At 45.5% G+C, this 25,720-nt stretch carries 26 protein-coding genes; 9 read left to right on the top strand and 17 right to left on the bottom strand.

The window, feature by feature from the left end; translation table 11 throughout:
- The 7 genes from hscA to trmJ form a co-directional block, all read right to left on the bottom strand.
- Entirely contained in the window at positions 1–1,854 is a 1,854-nt protein-coding gene (gene hscA / locus OH463_RS17825; protein WP_009702953.1) for a Fe-S protein assembly chaperone HscA, read from the bottom strand.
- 21 nt (positions 1,855–1,875) lie between these two features.
- Positions 1,876–2,391, bottom strand: a complete 516-nt coding sequence (gene hscB, locus OH463_RS17830; RefSeq protein ID WP_005447715.1) for a co-chaperone HscB — start codon at positions 2,389–2,391, stop codon at positions 1,876–1,878.
- A 55-nt stretch (positions 2,392–2,446) separates the two neighbouring features.
- Positions 2,447–2,770: an iron-sulfur cluster assembly protein IscA gene (gene iscA / locus OH463_RS17835; RefSeq protein WP_005424893.1), complete on the bottom strand. Its 324-nt coding sequence runs from the start codon at positions 2,768–2,770 to the stop codon at positions 2,447–2,449.
- A 73-nt stretch (positions 2,771–2,843) separates the two neighbouring features.
- The gene (gene iscU / locus OH463_RS17840; protein ID WP_005424883.1) at positions 2,844–3,227 is read right to left on the bottom strand and encodes a Fe-S cluster assembly scaffold IscU; all 384 of its coding nucleotides are present in this window, start codon (positions 3,225–3,227) and stop codon (positions 2,844–2,846) included.
- A gap of 37 nt (positions 3,228–3,264) precedes the next feature.
- Complete coding sequence (locus tag OH463_RS17845) at positions 3,265–4,479, bottom strand: IscS subfamily cysteine desulfurase (RefSeq protein ID WP_005447719.1); 1,215 nt, start codon at positions 4,477–4,479, stop codon at positions 3,265–3,267.
- 28 nt (positions 4,480–4,507) lie between these two features.
- Positions 4,508–5,014, bottom strand: a complete 507-nt coding sequence (gene iscR, locus OH463_RS17850; protein WP_005381720.1) for a Fe-S cluster assembly transcriptional regulator IscR — start codon at positions 5,012–5,014, stop codon at positions 4,508–4,510.
- A gap of 125 nt (positions 5,015–5,139) precedes the next feature.
- A complete protein-coding gene (gene trmJ / locus OH463_RS17855; protein WP_050904177.1) occupies positions 5,140–5,859 on the bottom strand; it encodes a tRNA (cytosine(32)/uridine(32)-2'-O)-methyltransferase TrmJ in 720 nt (239 codons plus the stop codon).
- Between the two features lie 231 nt (positions 5,860–6,090).
- Between trmJ and suhB the strand changes: the two genes are divergently transcribed.
- Positions 6,091–6,894 carry an inositol-1-monophosphatase gene (gene suhB, locus OH463_RS17860; protein WP_005447724.1) on the top strand — a complete coding sequence of 268 codons (804 nt, stop codon included), beginning with the start codon at positions 6,091–6,093 and terminating at the stop codon, positions 6,892–6,894.
- 71 nt (positions 6,895–6,965) lie between these two features.
- Here the strand turns inward: suhB and OH463_RS17865 are convergent, their stop codons facing one another.
- The 7 genes from OH463_RS17865 to OH463_RS17895 all read right to left on the bottom strand — a co-directional run bounded on the left by OH463_RS17865 (position 6,966) and on the right by OH463_RS17895 (position 14,932).
- Positions 6,966–7,304, bottom strand: coding sequence for a hypothetical protein (locus tag OH463_RS17865; RefSeq protein WP_033002896.1), 339 nt, complete (start codon positions 7,302–7,304; stop codon positions 6,966–6,968).
- A 479-nt stretch (positions 7,305–7,783) separates the two neighbouring features.
- A complete protein-coding gene (secF, locus tag OH463_RS17870; RefSeq protein WP_005447727.1) occupies positions 7,784–8,731 on the bottom strand; it encodes a protein translocase subunit SecF in 948 nt (315 codons plus the stop codon).
- 14 nt (positions 8,732–8,745) lie between these two features.
- On the bottom strand, positions 8,746–10,602 hold the full coding sequence (secD, locus tag OH463_RS17875) for a protein translocase subunit SecD (protein ID WP_005447728.1): 1,857 nt from the start codon (positions 10,600–10,602) through the stop codon (positions 8,746–8,748).
- Positions 10,603–10,623: 21 nt separating this feature from the next.
- Positions 10,624–10,953, bottom strand: coding sequence for a preprotein translocase subunit YajC (gene yajC / locus OH463_RS17880; RefSeq protein ID WP_005424903.1), 330 nt, complete (start codon positions 10,951–10,953; stop codon positions 10,624–10,626).
- Positions 10,954–11,130: 177 nt separating this feature from the next.
- Complete coding sequence (gene tgt, locus OH463_RS17885) at positions 11,131–12,267, bottom strand: tRNA guanosine(34) transglycosylase Tgt (protein WP_009697666.1); 1,137 nt, start codon at positions 12,265–12,267, stop codon at positions 11,131–11,133.
- A 207-nt stretch (positions 12,268–12,474) separates the two neighbouring features.
- Positions 12,475–13,527, bottom strand: coding sequence for a tRNA preQ1(34) S-adenosylmethionine ribosyltransferase-isomerase QueA (queA, locus tag OH463_RS17890; RefSeq protein WP_038898477.1), 1,053 nt, complete (start codon positions 13,525–13,527; stop codon positions 12,475–12,477).
- Between the two features lie 235 nt (positions 13,528–13,762).
- Positions 13,763–14,932, bottom strand: coding sequence for a trypsin-like serine protease (locus OH463_RS17895; protein WP_269991854.1), 1,170 nt, complete (start codon positions 14,930–14,932; stop codon positions 13,763–13,765).
- Positions 14,933–15,191: 259 nt separating this feature from the next.
- Between OH463_RS17895 and OH463_RS17900 the strand changes: the two genes are divergently transcribed.
- Entirely contained in the window at positions 15,192–15,413 is a 222-nt protein-coding gene (locus tag OH463_RS17900) for a hypothetical protein (protein WP_050907733.1), read from the top strand.
- A 233-nt stretch (positions 15,414–15,646) separates the two neighbouring features.
- On the top strand, positions 15,647–16,093 hold the full coding sequence (locus OH463_RS17905; protein ID WP_009697664.1) for a CBS domain-containing protein: 447 nt from the start codon (positions 15,647–15,649) through the stop codon (positions 16,091–16,093).
- 101 nt (positions 16,094–16,194) lie between these two features.
- On the opposite strand, the gene aceA is transcribed toward OH463_RS17905, so the two are convergent.
- The 3 genes from aceA to OH463_RS17920 all read right to left on the bottom strand — a co-directional run bounded on the left by aceA (position 16,195) and on the right by OH463_RS17920 (position 20,797).
- Positions 16,195–17,508, bottom strand: coding sequence for an isocitrate lyase (gene aceA, locus OH463_RS17910; protein WP_005440333.1), 1,314 nt, complete (start codon positions 17,506–17,508; stop codon positions 16,195–16,197).
- 148 nt (positions 17,509–17,656) lie between these two features.
- A complete protein-coding gene (gene aceB / locus OH463_RS17915; protein ID WP_269991857.1) occupies positions 17,657–19,285 on the bottom strand; it encodes a malate synthase A in 1,629 nt (542 codons plus the stop codon).
- Between the two features lie 606 nt (positions 19,286–19,891).
- The gene (locus OH463_RS17920; protein WP_005440336.1) at positions 19,892–20,797 is read right to left on the bottom strand and encodes a hydrogen peroxide-inducible genes activator; all 906 of its coding nucleotides are present in this window, start codon (positions 20,795–20,797) and stop codon (positions 19,892–19,894) included.
- Between the two features lie 200 nt (positions 20,798–20,997).
- On the opposite strand from OH463_RS17920, the gene OH463_RS17925 reads away from it, so the two are divergent.
- From OH463_RS17925 to OH463_RS17950, 6 genes are all read left to right on the top strand, one after another.
- On the top strand, positions 20,998–21,606 hold the full coding sequence (locus tag OH463_RS17925; RefSeq protein WP_005445301.1) for a peroxiredoxin C: 609 nt from the start codon (positions 20,998–21,000) through the stop codon (positions 21,604–21,606).
- Positions 21,607–21,881: 275 nt separating this feature from the next.
- Positions 21,882–22,625 carry a copper homeostasis protein CutC gene (locus OH463_RS17930; RefSeq protein WP_047514992.1) on the top strand — a complete coding sequence of 248 codons (744 nt, stop codon included), beginning with the start codon at positions 21,882–21,884 and terminating at the stop codon, positions 22,623–22,625.
- A gap of 66 nt (positions 22,626–22,691) precedes the next feature.
- On the top strand, positions 22,692–23,468 hold the full coding sequence (ppk2, locus tag OH463_RS17935; protein WP_269991860.1) for a polyphosphate kinase 2: 777 nt from the start codon (positions 22,692–22,694) through the stop codon (positions 23,466–23,468).
- Positions 23,469–23,477: 9 nt separating this feature from the next.
- Positions 23,478–24,410 (top strand): LysR family transcriptional regulator, encoded by a 933-nt coding sequence (locus OH463_RS17940; protein ID WP_069686838.1) that lies wholly within the window; start codon positions 23,478–23,480, stop codon positions 24,408–24,410.
- Between the two features lie 138 nt (positions 24,411–24,548).
- Positions 24,549–25,187: a YadA C-terminal domain-containing protein gene (locus tag OH463_RS17945; RefSeq protein WP_005445292.1), complete on the top strand. Its 639-nt coding sequence runs from the start codon at positions 24,549–24,551 to the stop codon at positions 25,185–25,187.
- 53 nt (positions 25,188–25,240) lie between these two features.
- Complete coding sequence (locus OH463_RS17950) at positions 25,241–25,720, top strand: hypothetical protein (RefSeq protein ID WP_269991866.1); 480 nt, start codon at positions 25,241–25,243, stop codon at positions 25,718–25,720.

A 25,720-nucleotide genomic window follows, 5' to 3' on the forward strand; every position in this document is an offset into this window, starting at 1 on the left:
TTATATATCATTAACTGACTGACCTGACAGTGCAGCTCGAATCGATTTATCCATACGGCGCGACGCAAAATCTTGGCTTGCTTTGTCGGTGTCTTTGATGCCTTGCTCGATAGCGTCCGCATCTTCGCCGTTGCGCAGTTCAATCAGCGCTTCAATCACTTTTAATAGGTCTTGTTTCTCTTGGTCTGATAGTAGTTCATCACCATCAGCTTGCATCGCAGCAATCAAACCTTCAATCACACGATCCGCTTCTACGCGCTGCTCAGCCAGTGCACGAGCTTGCATGTCTTCTTTCGCGTAAGTCATCGAGTCACGCAGCATGTTTGCGACTTCGTCATCGCTTAAACCGTAAGAAGGTTTCACTTGGATTTCAGCCTGAACACCCGTGCTCTTTTCCATCGCAGTGACAGACAACAGACCATCAGCGTCCACTTGGTACGTCACGCGAATGTGTGCAGCACCAGCCGCCATCGGTGGAATGCCTTTTAATGAGAAACGAGCCAGTGAACGACAGTCATCCACCATTTCTCGTTCACCTTGTACGGTGTGCACGCTCATTGCCGTTTGACCATCTTTGAACGTCGTAAACTCTTGCGCACGAGCCACAGGAATAGTGGTGTTACGTGGAATGATTTTCTCAACCAAGCCGCCCATGGTTTCAATACCAAGAGATAAAGGAATAACGTCCAGAAGCAGCATCTCAGAGTCAGGTTTGTTACCCGCTAGGATATCTGCTTGAATACCCGCGCCGATTGCAACAACTTCATCTGGGTTAATGCTTGTCAGTGGTGTACGACCGAAGAATTCACCTACCATTTCACGAACAAGCAATGTGCGAGTTGAACCGCCAACCATAACCGCTTCAAGTACGTCTTCCGCATCCACATCCGCATCTTTCAATGCACGACGGCAAGACATCAGGGTTTTCTTCACTAGCGGACGAATCAGATCTTCGAACTGCTCGCGAGTCACAGAACCTTTCCAACCAAATACATCAACATCAACACTGTCTTGCTCAGAGAAAGCAATCTTAGTTGCTGTTGCAATGTTCAGCAGTGCACGGTTTTTCTCAGCAGAAAGCGGCGCTTCTAGACCAGCTTGCTCCATTAGGTAATCCGCTAATAGGTGGTCAAAATCATCACCGCCTAGCGCAGAATCACCACCTGTTGCTAATACTTCAAATACGCCTTTTGACAAACGTAGGATGGAGATATCGAACGTACCGCCACCTAGATCGTAAACCGCAATCACGCCCTCTTGACCAGAGTCTAGGCCGTAAGCGATCGCTGCAGCTGTCGGCTCGTTAAGCAGACGTAGCACATGAAGCCCCGCCAATTTCGCCGCATCTTTTGTACCAGCACGTTGAGCATCATCAAAGTAAGCAGGAACAGTAATAACCACGCCAGCTAACTCGCCGCCGAGTGTATCTTCTGCACGTTTTCCTAGTGCTTTAAGAATATCGGCAGACACTTCAATCGGGTTCTTGTCACCTTGTGCAGTTTGCAAAATAGGCAGACCGTTGTCGCTTTCTTTAAATTGGTAAGGCAAAGATGGGTAGCGAGCTTGAATGTCTTTTAGTGAACGACCAATCAGACGTTTTACCGAAATAATGGTGTTTTCTGGTTCTTGCTCTGCTTTTGCTTTTGCCTCGTAACCAACTAAAGCCGAGTCCTGTGCGTAGTTCACCACAGAAGGCAAAATGCTACGACCTTGATCGTCTGTCAGTGTGTTTGCGTCACCGCTGCGAACAGACGCAACCAAAGAGTTGGTAGTACCTAAGTCGATACCCGCTGCTAACTTGTGCTCATGAGGTGCCGAGCTTTGGCCCGGTTCTGCGATTTGAAGTAATGCCATGATGGGTCCTTGTCGCGCTAACTAGCCGAGGAGCTTGTCTTCAACCAGTTCAATTTCGTTCTTTAGCTTGGCAATGAATTTGAGTTTACGAACTCGGTCTGCAGCTTCCGCCCAAAGACCTTGGTCAAGTTCTTGTTCTACACTCGCCAAATGCTGTTTGTACATTTTGCTGACCTTAGAATCGAAGTCAAAAAGCGCTGATTCAGGATCAGAGCTGTCAGCAATGTCTTCCAGTTCTTCACGCAGTTCCATTTGTTCCATTAGGAACATCGGGTCTTGCATGGTTTGTTGCTCACCACGAATTTCTGTGCCGTTTTCTGCCAATATGTATTCAGCGCGAGAGATTGGATGCTTAAGTATTTGATACGCATCGTTGATTTGCGCTGCTTTTTGAACAGCCATCAAGCGATCACGCTCTGAGGCAGTCGCAAAGTTGTCTGGGTGGAAGCGTTTTTGTAGTTCTCGGAACTGAGAAGAAAGAAGGCTACCATCCAGCTGAAACTGACTTGGTAGCCCAAATAATTCAAAGTGATTCATTAAGATCGGGTCCTAGTAAAGCCTTCTGGACTCACTTGCCCAGAAGGACAGTCAATTAGACGTTGAAGCTTTCACCACAACCACATTCACTTTTCGCGTTAGGGTTGTTGAATTCAAAACCTTCATTCAACCCTTCCTTAACGTAATCCAGCTCAGTACCGTCTAGGTATACTAGGCTTTTCTTATCAATGATGATCTTTACATCCGACAGTTCAAAAACTTCATCTTCTTCGTTTAGATCATCAACAAACTCAAGAACGTAAGCCATGCCGGAACAGCCTGTCGTCTTCACTCCAAGACGCAAACCGATACCTTTACCTCGGTTATCTAGGAATGCTTTTACGCGACTTGCCGCTGATTCTGTCATTGTGATGGCCATACTGCACCTTAGTCTGTCTAAATTACGTTTTGGAATGGGAGCATTTCAAGGGCTCCCATTATATACGGAATAATTATTCCTGGTGTTTTTTCTTGTAGTCAGCAACCGCTGCTTTGATTGCGTCTTCCGCAAGGATTGAGCAGTGAACTTTCACTGGTGGAAGCTCTAGCTCTTCTGCAATCTCAGAGTTTTTGATAGATGCCGCTTCGTCGATAGACTTGCCTTTTACCCACTCAGTTACTAGTGAGCTTGAAGCGATTGCACTACCACAACCGTATGTTTTGAATTTCGCGTCTTCAATGATGCCTTCTGGCGTCACTTTGATTTGAAGCTTCATTACGTCACCACAAGCTGGTGCGCCAACCATGCCGCTGCCTACTGATGGGTCTTCTTTATCGAACGAACCAACGTTACGTGGGTTCTCGTAGTGATCAATTACTTTTTCGCTGTATGCCATGATAAATTACCTCGAATCCTCTATTCAGTCCGTGAGATTAATGGTGAGCCCATTCAACAGTGCTCAGATCAACCCCTTCCTTGTACATATCCCATAGAGGAGACATGTCGCGTAGCTTAGTCACTGCAACGCGGATTTGTTCAATTGCGTAATCAATTTCTGCTTCAGTCGTGAAACGACCAAATGAGAAACGTACTGAGCTGTGCGCCAATTCGTCGTCTAGACCAAGTGCACGAAGAACGTAAGATGGCTCTAGGCTCGCTGATGTACAAGCACTACCAGAAGAGACTGCTAGGTCTTTCAGTGACATCAGTAGAGATTCACCTTCTACGAATGCAAAGCTCACGTTTAGGTTGTGTGGAACACGCTGTTCAAGATCACCGTTCACCGTTACTGCTTCTAGATCTTTAACGCCATCTAGAAGACGGTTACGAAGTGCTAGCGCGTGATCGTAATCTTTTTGCATGTCTTCCTTCGCTACACGGAACGCTTCACCCATACCCACGATTTGGTGAGTTGGAAGTGTACCCGAACGGAAACCACGCTCATGACCACCACCGTGCATTTGCGCTTCCAGACGGATACGAGGCTTACGACGTACGTAAAGTGCGCCAATGCCTTTAGGACCGTATACTTTGTGCGCAGACAGTGAAATTAGGTCAACTTTCAATTCTTGAACATCGATTGGCAGTTTGCCCGCAGACTGTGCCGCATCCACGTGGAACACAATCTTACGTTCACGACATAGTTCGCCGATTGCAGCGATGTCTTGGATTACACCAATCTCGTTGTTAACGTGCATGATTGATACCAAAACAGTGTCTTCTCGCATTGCTGCTTGAAGTTTGTTTAGATCGATCAGACCGTTTGATTCTGGCTCTAGGTAAGTCACTTCAAAGCCTTCGCGTTCTAGTTGACGACATGGGTCAAGAACCGCTTTATGCTCTGTTTTACAAGTGATTACGTGTTTACCCTTCTTAGAGTAAAAATGTGCTGCACCTTTGATAGCAAGGTTGTCAGACTCTGTCGCACCAGATGTGAATACGATTTCGCGAGGATCTGCATTTAGAAGGTCAGCAATTTGCTCACGAGCAGTATCTACAGCTTCTTCTGCCTGCCAGCCGTAACGGTGCGAACGCGAAGCTGGGTTGCCAAATGTGCCATCCATTGTCATGTACTGAACCATTTTTTCAGCAACACGAGGATCTACTGGACATGTAGCGGAATAATCAAGATAAATCGGCAGTTTCATTCTCTACTCCAATGTAAAATGCTGACCGCTAAGAGCGGACGTTTACACCGATGGGCGCGGCGGTTGTATTTTTGTTTGAAAGCCCATGAGTTACCGCCAGATCAATGTCCTGACGATCAGAAATTTCTAAAACTTCATTGTCTGTCATTAGCTCACCGAGCGTAATGTTATTCAAGAAGTCACTAATACGAGAGCTCAGGTCACGCCATAGGGTGTGAGTTAAGCAACGAGTACCACCCTGGCAATCGCCTTTGCCTTGGCATTTGGTTGCGTCTACTGACTCATCAACCGCGGCAATCACAGTGCCAATGGCAATGCTGTGCGCGTCTGCTCCAAGTCGGTAACCACCACCAGGACCACGAACGCTGGCTACAAGACCTGCTTTACGCAATTTTGAAAAAAGCTGCTCTAAGTATGAGAGCGAGATCCCTTGACGCTCTGAGATATCTGCAAGAGGTACTGGGTTTTGTTGCGAATGCAGTGCCACATCCAGCATGGCTGTCACCGCATATCTTCCTTTAGATGTAAGTTTCATACCACACCGTATCCACATGGTTTGTAATGATTAGGATTTTTCCATACCCGACTAAAACGATCAAGTATTTATTTGACTATTTTAGTCAGGTATTCATCCTCACACCTAAAGTGGTTATTATTTGTTCAGAGTTTCTTTTCGATCGCCGTCAAAACACCGCGCAGAATATTCAACTCTTGCACCTCTGGTCGTGCACGTGAGTACAAACGACGCAGCTTGTTCATCACCTGACCCGGCTGTTCTTTGTTGATAAATTGGGTATCAACCATCACCTTTTCAAGGTGCTCAAAGAACATTTCTAGCTCTTTATGACGTGGATACTCTTCAGGCTCACTTGGGGCGTATTGGCTTTGCTCTAGGTTGAGGTGTGCAACGCGAACTTCATAGCTCAACGTTTGGACGGCCATCGCTAAGTTAAGCGAACTGTATTCAGGGTTAGCAGGAATGCAAACATGATAGTGACACTTTTGCAGTTCATCATTCGTTAGACCGGTTCTTTCTCGACCAAAGACCAATGCGACTGGGTGCTTTTGCCCTTCAACTGCAAACTTTTCTCCACACTCACGTGGCTCAAGCATTGGCCATTCAAGTGTACGTGAGCGAGCACTTGAACCCACAACAAGACCGCAATCTTCAATGGCTTCTTCAAGCGTACTTACTACAGTGGCATTTTGAGCAATATCACCAGCACCAGCAGCAAGCGCAAGGGTTTGATCATCGACTTCACATTGCGGATCAACCAATACTAGTTGGCTTAAACCCATGACTTTCATTGCTCGAGCTGCCGAGCCAATGTTGCCTGAATGAGAAGTTCCGACGAGTACGATTTTTACTTGATCCAACATCTGTGTTTGCTACCTGAATTAAAACCGAGGAATATTATCATAATTTTCTAATACACCCTAGAGTGAAGCGGGCTTCTATTCGCATTCTCATCAATTGTTTTCTTCTCTATCGACATAGCTATCACAACTCGTTTTGCTTGCGCACAAAAAATAACCACTTCCCTTTTCGTTTGACTCTGGTATACTCGCCGCCGCTTTAAATTGTTCTTTAACATCCGTTGGGAAATTCGTATGCATCCAATGCTAAACATTGCTATTCGCGCTGCGCGAAAGGCAGGCAATCACATTGCTAAATCATTAGAAAACACAGATAAAATTGAATCTACGCTAAAAGGCACTAATGACTTTGTTACTAATGTAGACAAAGAAGCAGAAGCTATCATCATCGATACTATCAAGCACTCTTACCCAGAGCACTGCATCGTTGCTGAAGAAGCTGGTCTTATCGAAGGTAAAGATAAAGACGTACAATGGATCATCGACCCAATGGATGGCACTAATAACTTTGTAAAAGGTTACCCAACTTTCGCAGTATCTATCGCGGTTCGCTTCAAAGGTAAAACTGAAGTGGCTTGTGTATACGATCCAATGCAAAACGAGCTATTCACTGCACAACGCGGTGCTGGCGCTCAGCTAAACAACGCTCGTATCCGTGTTACTCAACTTAAAGACCTACACGGTACTGTTCTTGCGACTGGTTTCCCATTCAAACAGAAGCAACACTCTGAGTCTTACATCAAGATCGTAGGTTCTCTATTCACTGAGTGTGCTGACTTCCGTCGTAGCGGTTGTTCTGCTCTTGACCTATGTTATGTGGCAGCTGGTCGTGTAGATGGTTACTTTGAGCTAGGTCTAAAACCTTGGCAGATGGCTGCAGGTGAGCTTATCGCTCGTGAAGCTGGCGCAATCCTAACTGACTTCGCTGGCGGTACTGACTACATGAAGTCTGGTAACATTGTTGCTTCTAGCGCTCGTGGCGTGAAATCTATCCTTAAGCACGTTCGCGAAAACGGCAACAGCGCGATCCTTAAGTAAGATTCTGAAGTCATACTAAGCCCGTCACGCTGATGACTTTTGAATAGCCCCGCTCATTGAGCGGGGCTTTTTTATATCGAACAATCTGCCTGTTTATAGAAACGGTCGTAGTCAGGTAAGTGGTCTATTTTTACGTGCTTAACCTTCCATACTTGTTCCTTCATTAGAAACTGCAACGAAACCGTGACTGGCTGGTATACATCTCCAAATCCGTTAACGGAAAGACACCCAACGCCTCCATCCTCACTGTATGCTTCAAAGTAAGACAGCTCCGTAACCAAACTTGATGGGATGGATGATAAAAATGGAAATTGATGACCAAATTTTATTGGGTGAGATTTAATACTATTTAGCTCTTCAATCGATAGGTTTGGTCCTGCCATAGCTTCTACCACCTCGATATACTGCATCTTGTATAAATTATTGCGTATATCAAGGTAAGTATCGTGGAGTGGGCTTGCTATGCAGGGCCCTGAAACACTGAGTAAAACCGGAATAGGTAGAATTCTATTTAGCATAATCAACTAAACCCAAGCTTCACGGAGCGCTTGATCAATTTTACTCGGCTTAAATCTGTACTTACAAAGCCCCCACTCGCACTGCTCTAAAAGCTCTCGGACATTTACCTGCCCAGTAACTAGCTTGGTGGTAACGCCTTTATAGTGTTTGTAAGAAATCTCTACAAACTTCAGTAACTGTACTTTTATTTCAGCTTGCCTTGACATTATTTCCCCCCGAAATTGTTGAACATACTTCCGATATTCAACTCAATCAAAAAACTACAATTCAAGCTGGAAATACTTCAAAGAAAAGTGAAACAATCAAATCTATCAAGCATAAAAAAACCGCTGACTGCTCAGCGGTTTTTGTTTTCGGTTCTCAATCTGCCTTATGGCATCTCGTCGAACTCTGCACCTTCTTTTTCTACTTGAGGTGGCATCAAGTGCTCTTTCTGAATGCCCAGTTTTAGCGCTAGCGCTGATGCTACGTAGATAGAAGAGTAAGTACCAACAGTGATACCTAGTAATAGCGCTGTTGCAAAACCGTGAATCATCGCACCACCTTGCATAAACAGTGCAATTACCACGAACAACGTCGTACCAGACGTAATCAAAGTACGGCTCAATGTTTGAGTAATTGAAGCGTCCATGATGTCCGAAGGTTCACCCTTACGCATCTTACGGAAGTTTTCACGAATCCGGTCGAATACAACAATGGTATCATTGAGCGAGTAACCGACTACCGTTAGTAGCGCCGCTACGATGGTAAGGTCAACTTCGATTTGTAGGAATGAGAATACACCCAGCGTGATGATGATATCGTGTGCCAGTGCCATTACCGCACCAGCCGCTAGACGCCATTCAAATCGCATCGATACGTAGATCAGGATACAGATTAGCGATACAAGGATCGCCAGACCGCCCGCTTCTGTTAGCTCATCACCAACGTTTGGACCTACGAATTCAATACGACGCATTTCTACGCTTTCGCCAGTACCTTCTTTGATCGCACCAATGATTTGGTTGCCTAGCGTTTCACCTGAAACGTCGTCACGTGGACGAAGACGAACCATCACTTCACGAGCACTACCGAAGTTTTGAACTGTCGCATCGCCGAAGCCTTTTGAATCTAGTGCTGCGCGAATTTCTTCAAGGTTTGCAGGTTGTTCAAAACCTACCTCGATTAGCGTACCACCAGTAAAGTCTAGACCCCAGTTCAACCATTTGGTTGATAGCGTGAAGATAGAAGCAGCGATCATAAAGATGGAGAATACGAACGCGACTTTCGACCAACGCATAAAGCCGATCGTGTTTTCTGCTTTTAGAATTTGAAACATATTAATTCCCAGCCTTAGATCGACAATTTATCAACGCGTTTGCCACCGTAAATCAGGTTCACGATACAACGTGTACCCACAATAGCGGTGAACATTGAAGTTAAGATACCGATAGATAGTGTTACCGCGAAGCCCTTCACTGCGCCTGTACCCACTGCAAATAGAATGATTGCAGTGATAAGCGTTGTGATGTTCGCATCGGCAATGGTACTGAATGCGTTTGCGTAACCTTGGTGGATCGCTTGCTGAGGACTGCGTCCATCTCGAAGCTCTTCACGGATACGCTCGAATATCAGCACGTTCGCATCGACCGCCATACCGACGGTTAAGACGATACCGGCAATACCTGGCAACGTCATGGTAGCGCCTGGAATCATCGACATCACACCAATGATAAGAACCAAGTTTGCCATCAACGCAATGTTAGCAATCAGACCAAAGCCACGGTAGTAAAGCAGCGTAAACAGCATTACCGCAACCATACCCCAGATACATGCTTGGATACCCATATCGATGTTTTGCTGACCCATTGATGGACCAATGGTACGTTCTTCAACGATAGAGATCGGTGCGATTAGTGCACCAGCACGAAGTAGAAGTGCTAGGTTGTGCGCTTCTGCTGCAGAGTCGATACCCGTGATACGGAAGTTACGACCAAGAGCCGATTGAATCGTTGCTTGGTTGATAACTTCTTCATGCTTATCAAGGATAACTTTGCCTTCAGGCGTACGACGACCACTGTCTTTGTATTCTGCAAACACGGTAGCCATTAGCTTACCGATGTTCTTCTTAGAGAACGCGGACATTTTGTTGCCACCTTCGCTGTCTAGCGAGATGTTAACTTGTGGGCGACCGTATTCATCAACACTTGAACTTGCATCCGTGATGCTTTGACCACCAAGAATAACGCGCTTCTTAAGCACAACTGGGCGACCATCACGGTCCATCTTGATTTCGCTACCTGCTGGCGCGCGACCATTTGCCGCCGCTGATAGGTCAGCTTTATCGTCAACTTCGCGGAACTCTAGTGTTGCTGTAGCACCTAGAATTTCCTTCGCACGAGCTGTGTCTTGAACACCTGGTAGCTCAACTACGATGCGGCTAGCACCTTGACGTTGAACCAATGGTTCAGCAACACCCAGTTCGTTAACACGGTTACGAAGAATCGTGATGTTTTGTTCAACTGCGTAGTTACGTATCTCTTGTAAACGTTGCTCGGTAAAGGTGGCAATCAACGCGTAACGACCATTAGAATCAGAGTCGACAAAGTTCATGTCTGGATGATTCTTTTCTAGCGTTGCTTTCGCTTCCGCTAGCTGCTCCTCATTACGTAGCAGTACTTCCACACCTTCTGTACCAGAAGGACGGATTGCACGGTAACGGATCTTAGCTTCACGAAGTTCGCTACGGAAAGCTTCTTCTTGTTGACCAACCAACTTCTCCATCGCCGCGTCCATGTCAACTTCCATTAGGAAGTGAACACCACCGCGCAGGTCAAGACCTAGCTTAAGTGGCGACGCACCGATTGCTTCTAGCCAATCTGGCGTAGATGGAGCAAGGTTTAGTGCAACAATTTTATCTTTGCCAAGCGCTTCGCTGATGATATCGCGGGCACTGATTTGAGTGTCAGTGTCATTGAAACGAACAAGGATTGATCCATTCTCGAGAGCAATGGATTTATGAGAGAGATGCTCTTTATCAAGAGCTTTGGTGACAGCATCCAGCGTTGACATATCTACAGAGGCGCCACGCGCCCCTGTAACTTGAATAGCCGGATCTTCACCGTAGATATTTGGAAGTGCGTACAACGCAGCGGTGATGATGGCAAAAAATACCATCAAGTACTTCCATAATGGATAACGGTTTAGCACAGCGAGGATCCTTTAGCTGTTTTATAGAGACTTCAGCGTACCTTTTGGTAGCACTGCAGTTACGAAGTCTTTCTTGATTACAACTTCATTGTTTGCATTTAGCTCAATTGAAATGAAATCGTTGTCTTCAGCAATCTTAGTGATTTTACCCACTAGACCGCCGCTTGTTAGAACTTCATCACCTTTGCCCATAGAAGACATTAGGTTCTTGTGTTCTTTAACACGCTTAGATTGCGGACGGTAGATCATGAAGTAGAAGATCACCGCGAACATGCCTAGCATGATTAGCATTTCAAAACCGCCGCCTGCTGGTGCGCCTTCTGCTGCTGCGTGAGCTTGAGAAATAAACATTAAAACATCCTCATTATATTTTATTGATAATCCAACAAGTTGGGCTTTCGTAATTTAGATTCAAGTTTGAGATTAAGTAATAGAGATCACCTTCTCAAAAATAACGTACGTTAGCCTACTTTATTAGCAAAAGCCTCTGGCAACATGCCAAAGGCTTTAATTCTTTTAATCTGTCAATTACTGCTCTTTTGCAAGCGGTGGCACTTCACGACCACGACGCTCATAGAATTCAGTAACAAACTCATCGAAACGATCTTCATCAATCGCCTTACGAATGCTTTCCATCAGACGCTGGTAGTAGCGTAGGTTGTGGATAGTGTTCAGACGAGCACCTAGGATTTCGTTACAACGCTCTAGGTGGTGAAGGTACGATTTGCTGTAGTGCTGACAAGTGTAACAGTCGCAATGCGGATCTAGCGGAGTTGTATCCGTTTTATGTTTCGCATTACGGATCTTGATCACACCACCAGTCACAAATAGGTGACCGTTACGCGCGTTACGCGTTGGCATTACACAGTCAAACATGTCGATACCACGACGAACACCTTCAACCAAATCTTCCGGTTTACCTACACCCATTAGGTAACGAGGCTTATCTTCTGGAAGTTGTGGACATGTGTGTTCAAGAATACGGTGCATGTCTTCTTTCGGTTCGCCTACTGCAAGACCACCAACTGCGTAACCATCAAAGCCGATTTCTGTCAGACCTTTGATAGACACATCACGTAGATCTTCGTAAACACCACCTTGAACGATACCAAATAGGTTGTTCGGGTTTTCTAGTTTGTTGAAGTGATCACGTGAGCGCTGTGCCCAGCGTAGTGACATTTCCATCGATTTTTTCGCTTCGTTGTGTGTCGCCGGGTATGGCGTACACTCGTCGAAGATCATTACGATGTCAGAACCTAGGTCTTTTTGGATTTCCATCGACTTTTCCGCGTCCATGAAAATCTTGTCACCGTTTACAGGGCTACGGAAGTGAACACCTTTCTCAGTGATCTTACGCATTTTGCCTAGACTGAATACTTGGAAACCGCCTGAATCGGTAAGAATAGGACCGTGCCAGTTCATGAAATCGTGCAGGTCACCGTGCATTTTCATCACTTCTTGACCAGGACGTAGCCATAGGTGGAAAGTGTTACCTAGCAGGATTTCTGCACCAGTACCTTTCACTTCTTCTGGTGTCATGCCTTTAACGGTACCGTAAGTACCTACTGGCATGAACGCAGGAGTTTGAACAGTGCCACGTTCGAAGGTCAATTGACCACGACGTGCATTGCCGTTTTTCTTCTTAAGATCGAATTTTAATTTCACGATGCCTCCGGGTGTCAGAGAAACAGTCTGACTATTTATCCAGGGTGGTAAACCCTATTTTAAGGAGCGGTCGCTTTTCCGTGCGAGAGACAAAGCAGAGATTCCACTTTATTTCCTAGCTTACTGCTAGCACTCGTAAATCGTTAACTTTCTCCCCCTCCTAGCCTCACCCTTTTTTGAAAGGAAGGCTAGAGAGGGGTCAAAACATTATGCGGTCTTCTTTTTAATAAACATTGAATCACCGTACGAGAAGAAACGGTATTTGTTTTCCACCGCGTGCTTGTAAGCATTCATGGTGTTCTCGTAACCTGCAAACGCACTTACCAACATGATCAGGGTTGATTCAGGTAAGTGGAAGTTGGTGATCAAGCAATCCACCAGCTGGTACTCGTAACCAGGGTAGATAAAGATTTCAGTATCGCCAAAGAATGGAACCAGTTCTGTGCCTTTCTTAAGCGCGTCTTGCGCTGCACTTTCTAGTGAGCGAACAGACGTTGTACCTACAGCGATGATGCGACCACCGCGCGCCTTAGTTGCGTTAATCGCATCCACTACGTCTTGTGGTACTTCAACGTATTCTGCGTGCATGTGGTGATCATTAATGTCATCCACTTTAACTGGCTGGAACGTACCCGCTCCCACATGCAAAGTAACGTATGCTAGCTCAGCGCCTTTCGCTTTGATTTTTTCAAGCAGAACATCATCAAAGTGAAGACCCGCCGTTGGCGCAGCAACCGCACCAGGCTTTTGGTTATAAACCGTTTGGTAACGCTCTTTATCCGCGTCTTCATCTGGACGGTCGATGTATGGAGGAAGTGGCATGTGACCAATTTCTTCCAGAATCTCTAGTACCGTGTTATCAGAATTAAATTTCAGTTCAAACAGTGCATCATGACGAGCGACCATTTGTGCTGAGTATTCATCGTTTTCACCAACAAAGATCGTTGTACCTGGTTTTGGCGATTTCGAACAACGAACGTGTGCCAGAATGCTTTTCTCGTCGAGCATGCGCTCCACTAACACTTCTAGCTTACCGCCTGATTCTTTACGACCAAACAAACGCGCAGGAATAACGCGAGTATTGTTGAAAACCACTAGGTCACCGGCTTGAACCTGCTCCAGCACATCGGTAAACGTGCCATCAATAAGTTCACCAGTATTGCCGTCCATTTGCAGCAGTCGGCTAGCGGTACGCTCTGGTTGAGGGTAGCGAGCGATGAGTTCATCTGGAAGGTCGAAATGGAAATCTGATACTTGCATGTTACTTGTCTTATCTATTGGTCAAATCACGTCAAAGACGACGATAAAATTGCGACGAGTTTTTCGCAGCAGACTAGTATATGTTTACATGCTGCAATAGCAAGCAAATCCCCCTAGATTGACTGTAAAAGCTTTCACCAAGAGTGTAATAAAACGTGAAAGACGCAAAACAGACGCGCATAAAAAAAGCAGCGAAGTTCGCTGCTTTTTAAAATGTTTATCAGTCGTTGACCGTTTAACTTTTGCGTCGGCGCGCCCACACCAGTGGAACCAATAAGCCGAATAGCCAAGCGCCTAGGCTACCACCGTCGTCCTCAGAACCTCTGAAATCACAATTGTTGGTCGCAATGCCATCGTGGCACTCCTCTTCCCCACCACCACTTCCACTATTCGCTTCTTTGATGAAATTCGGCTCAATGATGTAACTGCTCGGTGGGTCACCGGCGGTGATGTAAGACTGTACCCAATCGTAATATTGGCTCACTTTGGTGTAGAAGCTTGGGATCGTCAAAGAGCCACACGTAGGCAGAACAAGAGGCGCACCACTAACAATTCCAATCTGTTTGCCCGTCGCCACATCCACCAGCGGACCACCACTATCACCTTTACACGCGGAGTTGCCATACTGAGTGTGGCTATCCGGTTCTAACACTCGGTTTTTCGTTGGTAGTGTACAGATTTTGGTTTGGTTCTCTCTGGAATCAATGATCCCCGGAAAACTGCTGCCAATTTCTAAACGCTCATAACATTTATCGATAGGTAAAAATGTACTGATGGTAGTTTTGAGCGTATTGGAAGGTTCAGATGCATCCGGCTGAGTGGTTCCCCATCCAAATACTTGCACGTTTTCGACACGTTGATTGGTCAGGTCGTTATCGTTCCAATCCGCTGCCAGACGCGCTTCGATATTCTCCATATCAGTTTTATTCGCTAAGTCGGCAAAGCGTGCATTTGCTACTGGACGTGTGAGATACAATAACGCGATGTCTGAATCTAAACCCGTTTGGATAGGTTTCACATTGCCATTGCTGTCAATCTCAGCCTTTGAAATCCGCGTGTAGTCGGGGTGAACCACAACGTGAGACACAGGATAGAAGTTATCCAGCCCTGCAGAGTTAAGTTCATAAACGTTGGCATTCACCGACAGTTCCCCCGGCGGAGTTACATAGTAGCTCGCTTCGTTGGTTCCCTGCCCCATCACCACACAGTGTGCCGCAGTCAACACCCATCGTTCAGTCAGCATAGTGCCGCCACACAACGGGAACTCTGCCATGTTACTTGCTCGTAAAGTCACGCGATCTACCGGGTCGGTTTGCTCATCTCCTAGCACAATTGCCTGAGCAGATTGCATGCTGAATGCCGCAACTGTCAGCGCAATGAGTTTGTTACACGTTGTTCGTTTCATTTAGGTTGTTATCTTCAATCTGGTAAGCCTGAGCGTATCTTCTTCCACAGGCTTATCTTGGAAAATCAAGCAAGTAAAAATGTGCGATTCAATTCATTGGATTAACTGCGGTCTACACACCTTATCAGTCAAAAGTGCAAACTGACTCGCATTGAGTTTCCCCCTGCAACTACCAATTAAAAACAAACTTATCAATAGAGATAAGGGCGACTATATTGAAAGTGAGCGATACGCTCTTTGATGATAAATTGAGGTAAGTATGAAGATCTTTCTAGCCACTTTAAGTGCTTCAATATTGTTGTTTTCTGCCAGCAGTTTTGGCGATGAGAGAACAAATTTGTTTCGAGCTCAGCAACAAGCTTGTGCCTTAAAACAAGTCCCTCGCCACTGCGCTGTGAACGTACCTGGTAAACACTACATTGGTCGCTGTGTCGATGCGAAAGCGTATGGTCTTATCTGTGTGCATTTCAAGCAACGTTAGAGTAACCAAAGCTAAGGTTTCAACGCCTTAGCTTTGGTTATTTATGATAGCGCTTACATCCTAACATCGCCCTAAATGAGTAGCTGGATTTATGGAAAACACCAGTCCATTTTCACCTCTGATTGATCTCCATCTAATCGTATTATTTTATTAGTGAAAAACGAGTTAGCTCCCAGATATACAGCAAAATATTCTCTATATTTAAGAGAAGGACAATGCCGCTGGAGGTCTCTATGATCAAGGTTGAAGACATGATGACTCGCAACCCTCATACCTTGCTGCGTGAGCACACATTACGTGACGCAAAAAGTATGATGGACGCGCTTGATATTCGACATATTCCGGTTGTTGATGCCAATAAACACTTAAAAGGCTTGGTGACTCAACGCGATATTCTTGCCGCACAAGAATCCTGCTTGCACCCAGATGAGGCAGAACAATCTTTTACCCTCGATACTCCGCTTTACCAAATGATGCACACCAACATCATGACTGCCGAACCAAGGGCAGGTTTAAAAGAAAGCGCAATCTATATGCAAAAGCATAAAGTCGGCTGTTTGCCAGTGGTCAATAAAGGTCATTTGGTCGGCATCATCACTGATACAGACTTTGTGACTATTGCAATTAACTTGTTAGAGCTGCAAGAAGAAACCGAGCCGGAAGAAATCGAAGCGGATTAATACGCCACTACGTTTTTCTCGAATCGTAGACAAAAAAAGAGCGGCTCAATCGCCGCTCAAAGATGTCATTACTAACGTAGTAATAGTCGACTCTATGATGATTAAAATTGGTCTTCTTCAGTAGAACCTGTCAGTGCTGTCACTGATGAGTTACCACCTTGGATTGTATTGGTCATTCTATCGAAGTAGCCCGTACCAACTTCTTGTTGGTGCGCTACGAACGTGTAACCTTTTTCTGCCGCTTCAAACTCAGGACGTTGAACCTTCTCAACATAATGTCGCATACCTTCGCCTTGAGCGTAAGCGTGTGCCAATTCGAACATGTTGAACCACATGTTGTGGATACCTGCTAGCGTAATGAACTGGTACTTGTAGCCCATGTTAGCCAGCTCTTGTTGGAACTTAGCAATGGTTTCTGCGTCTAGGTTCTTCTCCCAGTTGAATGAAGGCGAACAGTTGTATGCCAACAGTTGGTCTGGGTACTCTGCATGAATCGCTTCTGCAAACTTGCGTGCTTCTTCTAGACATGGCGTTGCTGTCTCACACCAAATAAGATCCGCATATGGCGCATAAGCCAGACCACGCGAGATAGCTTGGTCGATACCTGCACGCACACGGTAGAAACCTTCTTGAGTACGCTCGCCTTCGATGAAGTCTTTATCGTATGGGTCACAATCAGACGTTAATAGGTCTGCTGCGTTTGCATCGGTACGTGCGATTACCAGCGTTGTCGTGCCAGCAACGTCCGCAGCAAGACGAGCTGCTACCAGTTTTTGCACTGCTTCTTGAGTTGGAACCAGTACTTTACCGCCCATGTGACCACACTTCTTCACGGATGCCAGTTGGTCCTCAAAGTGAACACCTGCCGCACCTGCGTCGATCATCGATTTCATTAGCTCGTAAGCGTTCAATACACCACCAAAGCCTGCTTCAGCATCCGCTACGATTGGTAGGAAGTAATCAATACCGCCTTCGTCTTCTGGTGACTTACCTGCTGACCACTGAATTTGGTCTGCGCGACGGAATGAGTTATTGATGCGTTTTACTACCGACGGCACAGAGTCTACTGGGTACAGAGATTGGTCTGGGTACATCGTCGAAGCGGTGTTGTTGTCCGCCGCTACCTGCCAACCTGATAGGTAAATCGCTTCAATACCTGCTTTTGCCTGCTGTACGGCTTGACCACCCGTCAGTGCACCAAGACAGTTTACGTAACCTTTCTTTGAACTACCGTTGACCAGTGACCAAAGTTTGTCAGCACCACGTTGTGCGATTGTGTTCGCAGGCACCATAGAGCCACGCAGTTCTACCACTTCTTCTGCTGTGTAAGTACGCTTTACGTTCTTCCAGCGTGGGTTGGTTGCCCAATCTTTTTCCAGAGCTTCAATTTGTTGGCGGCGAGTTAAGTTAGTCATTGGTCTATCCCTCTTATAATGTGCACTTGTGCATGTGCGTTGAGTTTTCCGTTCTCAGGCAGTACATCCTTATCTGCCTCGAATCCTTCACGTATTGGTTAAGTAAAAATGTATTAGTTAAATAAAATTAGTGTTCCAAATCTTTGGGTTAATCCAAGTAGTCATAACCTGGAATGGTTAAAAAGTTGGTCAGTTCATCGCTTGTGGTGAGCCTAGCCATCAAATCTGCCGCTTCTTCAAATCGACCTGCTTGGTAGCGCTGCTCGCCAATTTCTTGCTTCACGACTTCAATCTCTTCTTTCAGATAGAGTTCGAACAGCTCTTTAGTGACCTTCAATCCGTTGTCGAGCGACTTACCGTGTTGAATCCATTGCCAAATAGAAGCACGGGAGATTTCTGCCGTTGCAGCGTCTTCCATCAGCCCGTAAATCGGCACACAACCATTGCCAGAGATCCAAGCTTCGATGTATTGCAGCGCAACGCGGATGTTATGGCGCATGCCCTCTTCTGAGCGTTCACCTTCGCACGGTTCAAGCAGCTCTGCGGCGGTTATTGGTGCGTCTTCTGAACGGCTCACATCCAATTGGTTGGTGCGCTGCCCCAGTGTGGCACTGAACACTTCCATTGCGGTGTCTGCCAAACCTGGGTGTGCAACCCAAGTGCCGTCATGACCGTTGTTAGCTTCTAGCGATTTATCGTTGTGGATCTTATCCAGCACTTTTTGGTTTTCTTGTGGGTCTTTAGCCGGAATAAAGGCTGCCATGCCGCCCATCGCAAATGCGCCACGTTTATGACAGGTACGCACCAACAATCTTGAGTAAGCGTTGAGGAATGGCTTGTCCATCGTCACTACTTGGCGATCCGGAAGTACGCGATCTGGGTGGTTTTTCAGTGTTTTGATGTAGCTAAAGATGTAATCCCAGCGACCGCAGTTCAACCCAACGATGTGCTCTTTCAGAGAGAACAGAATCTCATCCATTTCGAATACGGCTGGTAAGGTTTCAATCAGCACTGTTGCTTTGATGGTACCTGTATCCAAACCGAAATACTCTTCGGTGAAATGGAACACTTCGCTCCACCACTTCGCTTCATGATGCGATTGCAGTTTCGGGATGTAGAAGTAAGGACCGCTTCCCTTTTTCAGTAGCAGTTTATAGTTGTTGTAGAAGTACAGAGCGAAATCGAATAGCGCACCTGGAATGATCTGACCGTGCCACGTTACGTGTTTTTCTTTTAAATGCAGTCCGCGAACACGGCAGATCAACACCGCTGGGTCTTCTGCCAGCTGATAGTGTTTGCCATTACCAGGGTTGGTGTAGCTGATAGTGCCATTAACAGCGTCGCGCAGGTTGATTTGACCATCCAGAACTTTACTCCACGCAGGGGACATCGAATCTTCGAAGTCTGCCATGAACACTTTTACATTCGCATTCAGTGCGTTAATCACCATCTTGCGATCAGTCGGTCCTGTAATCTCCACTCGGCGATCTTGCAGATCTTGCGGGATTCCAAGGATCTTCCAACTTCCTTCACGAATGTCTTGTGTCTCTGGTAGAAAGTCTGGCAGTTCACCAGCGTCGATGCGTGCTTGCTTCTCTTCTCGTGCTTCCAGCAACTGTTCAACACGTCCGGCAAATTTTTCACACAGTAGAGATAAAAAGGTTTGGGCTTCAACAGGGAAAATTGCTTGACGTTCAGGAGCAACGACTCCATTCACCTCAAGCATGCCTTGGGTTTGCTTTAGTTGTTGTGTTTTTTGTTCTGTCTGAGCAAGCATAATCATTCATCCTTAACGTGCTTTATCCATCTTGGGCAGTCAGCCTAAAGCTACATTTGTAAGTTATGAACAACAAATTACATCCTTCGATTTGGTGTTCACTTCGCTTCGTTGTGTCTATACATTGCGCAACCTGAATTGCTTTTTCAATCTAGACATAAGTCTTACAAGCCTTTAATTAAGCTAACCCAACAAAGATTTAAGCGAAACCCCTCAAGTAAACAAAACGTTAAATTCAAAGTTTTATTCGGTATCAAACAAGTGTTTGATTTTTGAGTTTAATTTGTAAGTTATTACGTAATTAAATTACATTAAATTTACAGGTTATTTTTGAATTCAAACAAGCGTATGAATAGTGAGGCAGGAGAAAAATCCTTGTATTCACAAGGGCTAGGAAGAGGAAATTAAACGCGACTTAAACGCGTTACACAGGCAGTTGTGTAAAATTAACATTGTGAAATTTCACTATTTTATGAAAGCTTCATGAAAGTTCATCTGTAAAATTTTACAAGTCAAAGTTCACGCACAGAATAAAATGCTAAAAAGCGCACTATTTCTAGTGCGCTTTTTGATATTAGATCAGGAGTAGCAGGCTAATACTAATAGCTAAAGCAGTTCAGAGACGACTTCTGCCAATTGATTGAAAGTGTTTGATCGTGACGAACTCGGACGCCAAACCAAACCAATATCGCGATACGCTTGCTGACCAGGAGGGTCGATCACCACTAAGTTCTGGTTATGTAGCAAACCATGATCAATCGCCATTTGCGGAATAAACGTGGTGCCCAGACCATTCGCTACCATTTGCACCAATGTATGAAGACTGGTTGCGGTGAATGGGTTGATCTTCTCTTTGTCCGTCAACTTACATGCTGAAACCGCGTGCTCTGTAAGACAGTGCTCTTTCTCTAATAAGAAGACGGATTCATCTGGCAAGTCTGCATAACGGATCGGCACAGGAACGGAATCCGCTTGATTGGCACTGATCACCATGCGGAACGGGTCTTGTCCCACTACTCGGCTTTCCATTCCTTCTATCTCTACAGGCAGAGCCAGAATCAACACGTCCAACTCACCGTGGCGAAGTGCTTGCAGCAAGTTAGTCGTCGTGTCTTCTCTTAATAGAAGGTTTAATTGAGGGAAGCGGTAGTTCACCTCCTGAACAAGGTCGCACAATAAGAAAGGAGCAATGGTCGGAATACAACCTACTTTTAGCTGCCCTTCCATATCATCGCCTTGGCATAGACGCCCCAGCTCAACAAGATCTTGCCCTTTAGCGAGCAGTTCTCGACCATGTTGCACCACCATCTCACCAGCTTGGGTGAAAACTAATGGGCTTTTTTTATCTTTCTTTTCATAAAGCGGGCAACCAATCAACTCTTCAAGGTTTTGGATGCCTTTACTTAAGGTAGATTGACTGACAAAACAACGCTCAGCAGCATCACTAAAATGTCGAGTTTCATGCAGAGTGACCAAATAGTGTAACTGCTTCAAGCTAGGCCATTTATTCATAATTCTATTTGTATCTATTGCTGTTCCAGTGATCGAGATAATAGTTTCGTTATTATCGCTTTTTTCGATGAACTCAATCTATTTATTTCGCTTTTTTCAATACTACAATCTGTACTATAGTTTGTCTCGCACAAACAAGGACCAAACCTAAATAACTGAATGTAGGTTTGGATCAAACCAAATTTTTTAGGAGCAAAAAAATGGTACTAGTAGGTCGTCAAGCCCCTGACTTTACTGCAGCAGCTGTTCTAGGTAACGGCGAAATCGTTGAAAACTTCAACTTTGCAGAATTCACTAAAGGTAAGAAAGCAGTAGTATTCTTCTACCCACTAGATTTCACTTTCGTTTGCCCATCTGAGCTAATCGCATTCGACAACCGTCTAGCTGATTTCCAAGCTAAAGGTGTTGAAGTAATCGGTGTTTCTATCGATTCTCAGTTCTCTCACAACGCATGGCGTAACACTGCTATCGAAGATGGCGGTATCGGTCAAGTTAAATACCCTCTAGTTGCTGACGTTAAACACGAAATCTGTAAAGCGTACGATGTAGAGCACCCAGAAGCAGGCGTTGCTTTCCGTGGTTCTTTCCTAATCGACGAAGAAGGTCTTGTACGTCACCAAGTAGTTAACGATCTACCACTAGGTCGTAACATCGACGAAATGCTACGCATGGTTGATGCACTAAACTTCCACCAGAAGCACGGCGAAGTATGTCCTGCACAATGGGAAGAAGGTAAAGCAGGTATGGACGCATCTCCAAAAGGTGTTGCAGCGTTCCTATCTGAGCACGCAGACGACCTAAGCAAGTAATAGACTACATAGCCCAAGCTCAACGGGCGTGTTGGTTGGATGTATATATAAAGCAAAAAGCTATAGCGGAAAAACCGCAAACGCCAATCAGTCTAAGTAAAGTCATAAAAAAGCCCAGAGTTCACTCTGGGCTTTCTTTTTATCTGCATTTTTGAAAAGCAAAAGAGGCAAGCATCACGCAAAAAGTTTACCTCTATTTCCCTCCGTCTCAGTACAGATTCTCCCCTTTCGTCCTGCTAGTATTTGCTGTAATTACAATAATTCAGGACAACCTAGTGAACACTCAACTTGAAGTCTGTATTGATAACATTGAATCTCTCCACAACGCGATTGCCGGTGGTGCAACCCGCATCGAACTCTGCTCTTCACTTGCTTTGGGTGGCTTAACCCCAAGCTATGGCTTTATGCAGCAAGCCGCTAAACGCTCTACTATTCCGGTTTACGCGATGATTCGCCCTCGCCAAGGCGACTTCTTCTACAGTGAGGAAGAAATCGAAATGATGCGTTGGGATATTGAAGCCGCTAAACAAGCAGGCTTGAATGGTGTCGTACTCGGCGTGCTCACTCAAGACGGCAACATTCATATGCCGTACGCAACTGCGCTGTGTGAATTTGCTCAAGCGCTTGGCTTAGGCGTGACCTTCCATCGTGCCTTTGACCAGTGTCGCGACGCTGAAAAAGCGTTAGAAGAAGTGATCAGCTTAGGTTGTGAACGTATTTTAACCTCCGGTCTTGCGCCTTCGGCACCGCAAGGTATCGATGTGCTTAAAACCTTAGTTGAACAAGCACAAGGACGCATTGCGATCATGGCGGGCGCCGGTGTGAATGCGGACAATGTTGGTCAGATCGTTGAACAAGCCAAAGTCACTGAAGTGCATTTATCTGGCAAGACAACTCGCCCAAGTCACATGACCTTTATTGCCGAGCAAAGCAAAATGGGCGCTGCCGATATAGATGATTTTTCGATTCCAGTCACCAACACCGATGCTATCGCGAACATGGTAACAGCTCTCAATTAAGAGCTTTCAAATCCCGTCTTTAGTTATTGAGTGCTAACATATTGATAACTAAGGACGGGAGGAAACATGGCGAAACTGAAGAAAAAGGAATACGAAGAAGCACTAGAACAACTGCAAATTGAGTTGGTTAAGCTCCAAGAGTGGGTCAAACACAAAGGGCTTAAAGTCGTGGTACTTTTTGAAGGACGTGACGCCGCTGGCAAAGGTGGCACCATCAAACGCATCACTGAAAAACTCACCCCTCGTGTCTGCCGTATCGCAGCCCTTCCCGCCCCAACAGAGAAAGAAAAAACACAATGGTACTTCCAGCGTTATGTGGCACACCTGCCTGCTGCTGGAGGAATCGTACTGTTTGACCGCAGTTGGTACAACCGTGCCGGCGTAGAGAAAGTCATGGGCTTTTGTACCCCAGATCAATATGAAGAGTTTCTCCGTTCTTGCCCGGAGTTTGAACGCATGCTTCAGCGCTCTGGCATCATCTTAATTAAGTACTGGTTTTCGGTCTCCGATGAAGAGCAAGAAAAGCGCTTTCTAGAACGCATCAACACCCCAATTAAACGCTGGAAGTTCAGCCCAATGGATTTGGAATCACGCAATCGCTGGGCAGAATATTCAGAGGCAAAAGATAAGATGTTTGCCTACACAGATACGAAAAACTGTCCTTGGTGGGTAGTCCCTTCTGATGATAAAAAGAAAGCTCGATTGAACTGTATCAGCCATCTGCTTAGTCAAGTCGAATACGAAGAACTTGAGCATCCAGTTATCGAATTGCCAGAGTTGAATAAAGAAGGTTATGTCCGTGCGCCTATCGACGATCAAACCTTCGTTCCTGATAAATATTAGAGATGTATCATGGCGAAAGACCTGTTTCACACCCTTGACCTGAATCTGCTCAAGACCTTTATGGTTTTGATGCAAGAGCGAAACATGCGTAAAGCATCACAGCGCTTGTTTGTCTCTCAGCCAGCGATCAGTCAGGCATTACAAAAGCTACGTAATCACTTCGATGATGAGCTGTTTGTGAAGGTCAAAACTGGTCTTGAACCGACACCGTTCGCCGAATCTCTTGCCAATGATATTACCCCCCATCTCGATGGTTTAGCTGCCGCAGTTAATCGCTCTCATCAGTTTGATCCTGCCGAAGTGGACAACAAAATTCGAATTGCACTGGCACCAATCACAATGACTTGCTTGCCCGGTTTCCTCTTCGAACAAATGAGAGCGTTAGCACCTAATGCTCAACTTGAATTAGTTGGTTGGTCGAACAGCACGGTTGATGAGATCTTGAAAGGTGAAACACTGATGGGAGTAAATTACGAGTTACTTCTGACCAATAAAGAGATCTACACGCCGAAGCTACTGGATTTGAAAGGGCGTATTTTTGTCCGTGAAGATCACCCAATCACCAAGACTCATGTTGAGCCACATGATCTTGGCGGATACCCAATTGCTTCTTTGATTTCCCCAGGTTGGAACGACAAGTTCAGTTACGCATCTGAGCTTCTTACCGAAATGGGCATTGAACACAGCATTGGCTTTCGCTCAGAAATGGTCTCTGCAATACTTGATGTCGTCAAACACACCGACATGTATTTACCTCACTCCAATTTACTTCCGGTAGAGCAATTTCCGGGATTAAGAGCCGTTGATGTCACGATTGATGGTCAACCACAAATGAAGTCTATTCACGCTCATATGCATGTGAGAAACCGGAATAACCCACTAGTAAAATGGTTAACAGAGCTTATTCAACAAGGTCTAAAATCACAGAGTGATAAGATTTAATTATCACTGAGATAACAATAGCCATTTAGTCATAAATCATACTTCTCAATAAGATAGCCCTGCTTTTAAGGGAAATGACAAAAAGCGATTGCTTACAGTAAGGATGCTGTCCCTCGTTTACTTATTGAGAGTTCAGACATGACTAAAAAAATTGTAAAGCTTACCGCTGCTTGCACCCTTCTTGCTTCTTTCAGCTCAATTGCAGCTGTTATCCCGGATCGTCCACACCCAGGCATTCCAACCAACCCAATTCAAGGTGTGCCAGAGCAACCTGTTCTACCAGAAGTTGATAACGGTGTTCCTGGAGTGCCAGATCGTCCACATCCAGATCAATCACCAACACCACCAATCGAAGCAGCACCAGAGCACCCAACGCTTCCTGAACCAGACAACGGTATTCCTGAAGTCCCAGAGCGTCCAACACCGCAACTGCCATCAAATCCTATTGAAAATAACCCGACGGATGACCGTCTGAACCACTTAGAGGGCTTAGCCGCAGAATACGACTACCGCTTAAACCAACAAGCAGAACAAATGGACGGTATTCGCGCAAGTCTACACGCAGTCACCAACGCTCGCCCTTATGCAACCAATGGTGAACTGGCAATCGGTGCCGGTGTGGGTTTTTCTGGTAGTAAAGAAGCAGTAGCGATTGGTGGTGCGTACGGTCTAAGTGATCAAGTAAGCCTGTCAGGCACATTCCACTATGAATCATCAGGCAAATATTCTTCATCTGACGTTGCTGGCGGCGTTGGTGTTCAAATTAGCTTTAAGTAAAAACTGCACTCAATAAGTTCATAGCCAAGGAAGGCTTTTATTTAGGTAACTCTATGAAACGCAAATTCTTTCTCGCTGCCCTTATTCTCGCTCCTATTAGTGTCCAAGCTTCAGGTATTTATGTCTCTCCAGAAGTTAAGATTGGCTCATTTCGAGGGGCAGGTATCCAATTGGGGGCGACCGATATTGCGGGCTTTGATGCGCTGTATTTTGATTACTCTCAGATTACTTATAAGAGCGGTAATTATGATGAAACCATTGACGCCTACCGTATTGGCTTTCAACACTTATTTGGTCATCAACCACAGATGGGATTTCAAGCGAGCTTAGGATTAGCGCAGTACGATGGAACGTATCGCAATGAACGAAGAGATGCGAACGGATTGAGTATTGGTGGCGCTTACGCATATCAAGTTAACCCAATATTATCAGTTCGAGCAGGTGCGGATTTAGACGTTTTCATGAACGATAAAACACACACCTACACAGACACTGCCATTAACTTTTCTCTAGGCTTTGGTTTGCGCTTTTAA

This window comes from Vibrio sp. NFR, from assembly GCF_027587095.1.
In the GTDB taxonomy this organism is placed as follows: Bacteria; Pseudomonadota; Gammaproteobacteria; order Enterobacterales; family Vibrionaceae; genus Vibrio; species Vibrio harveyi.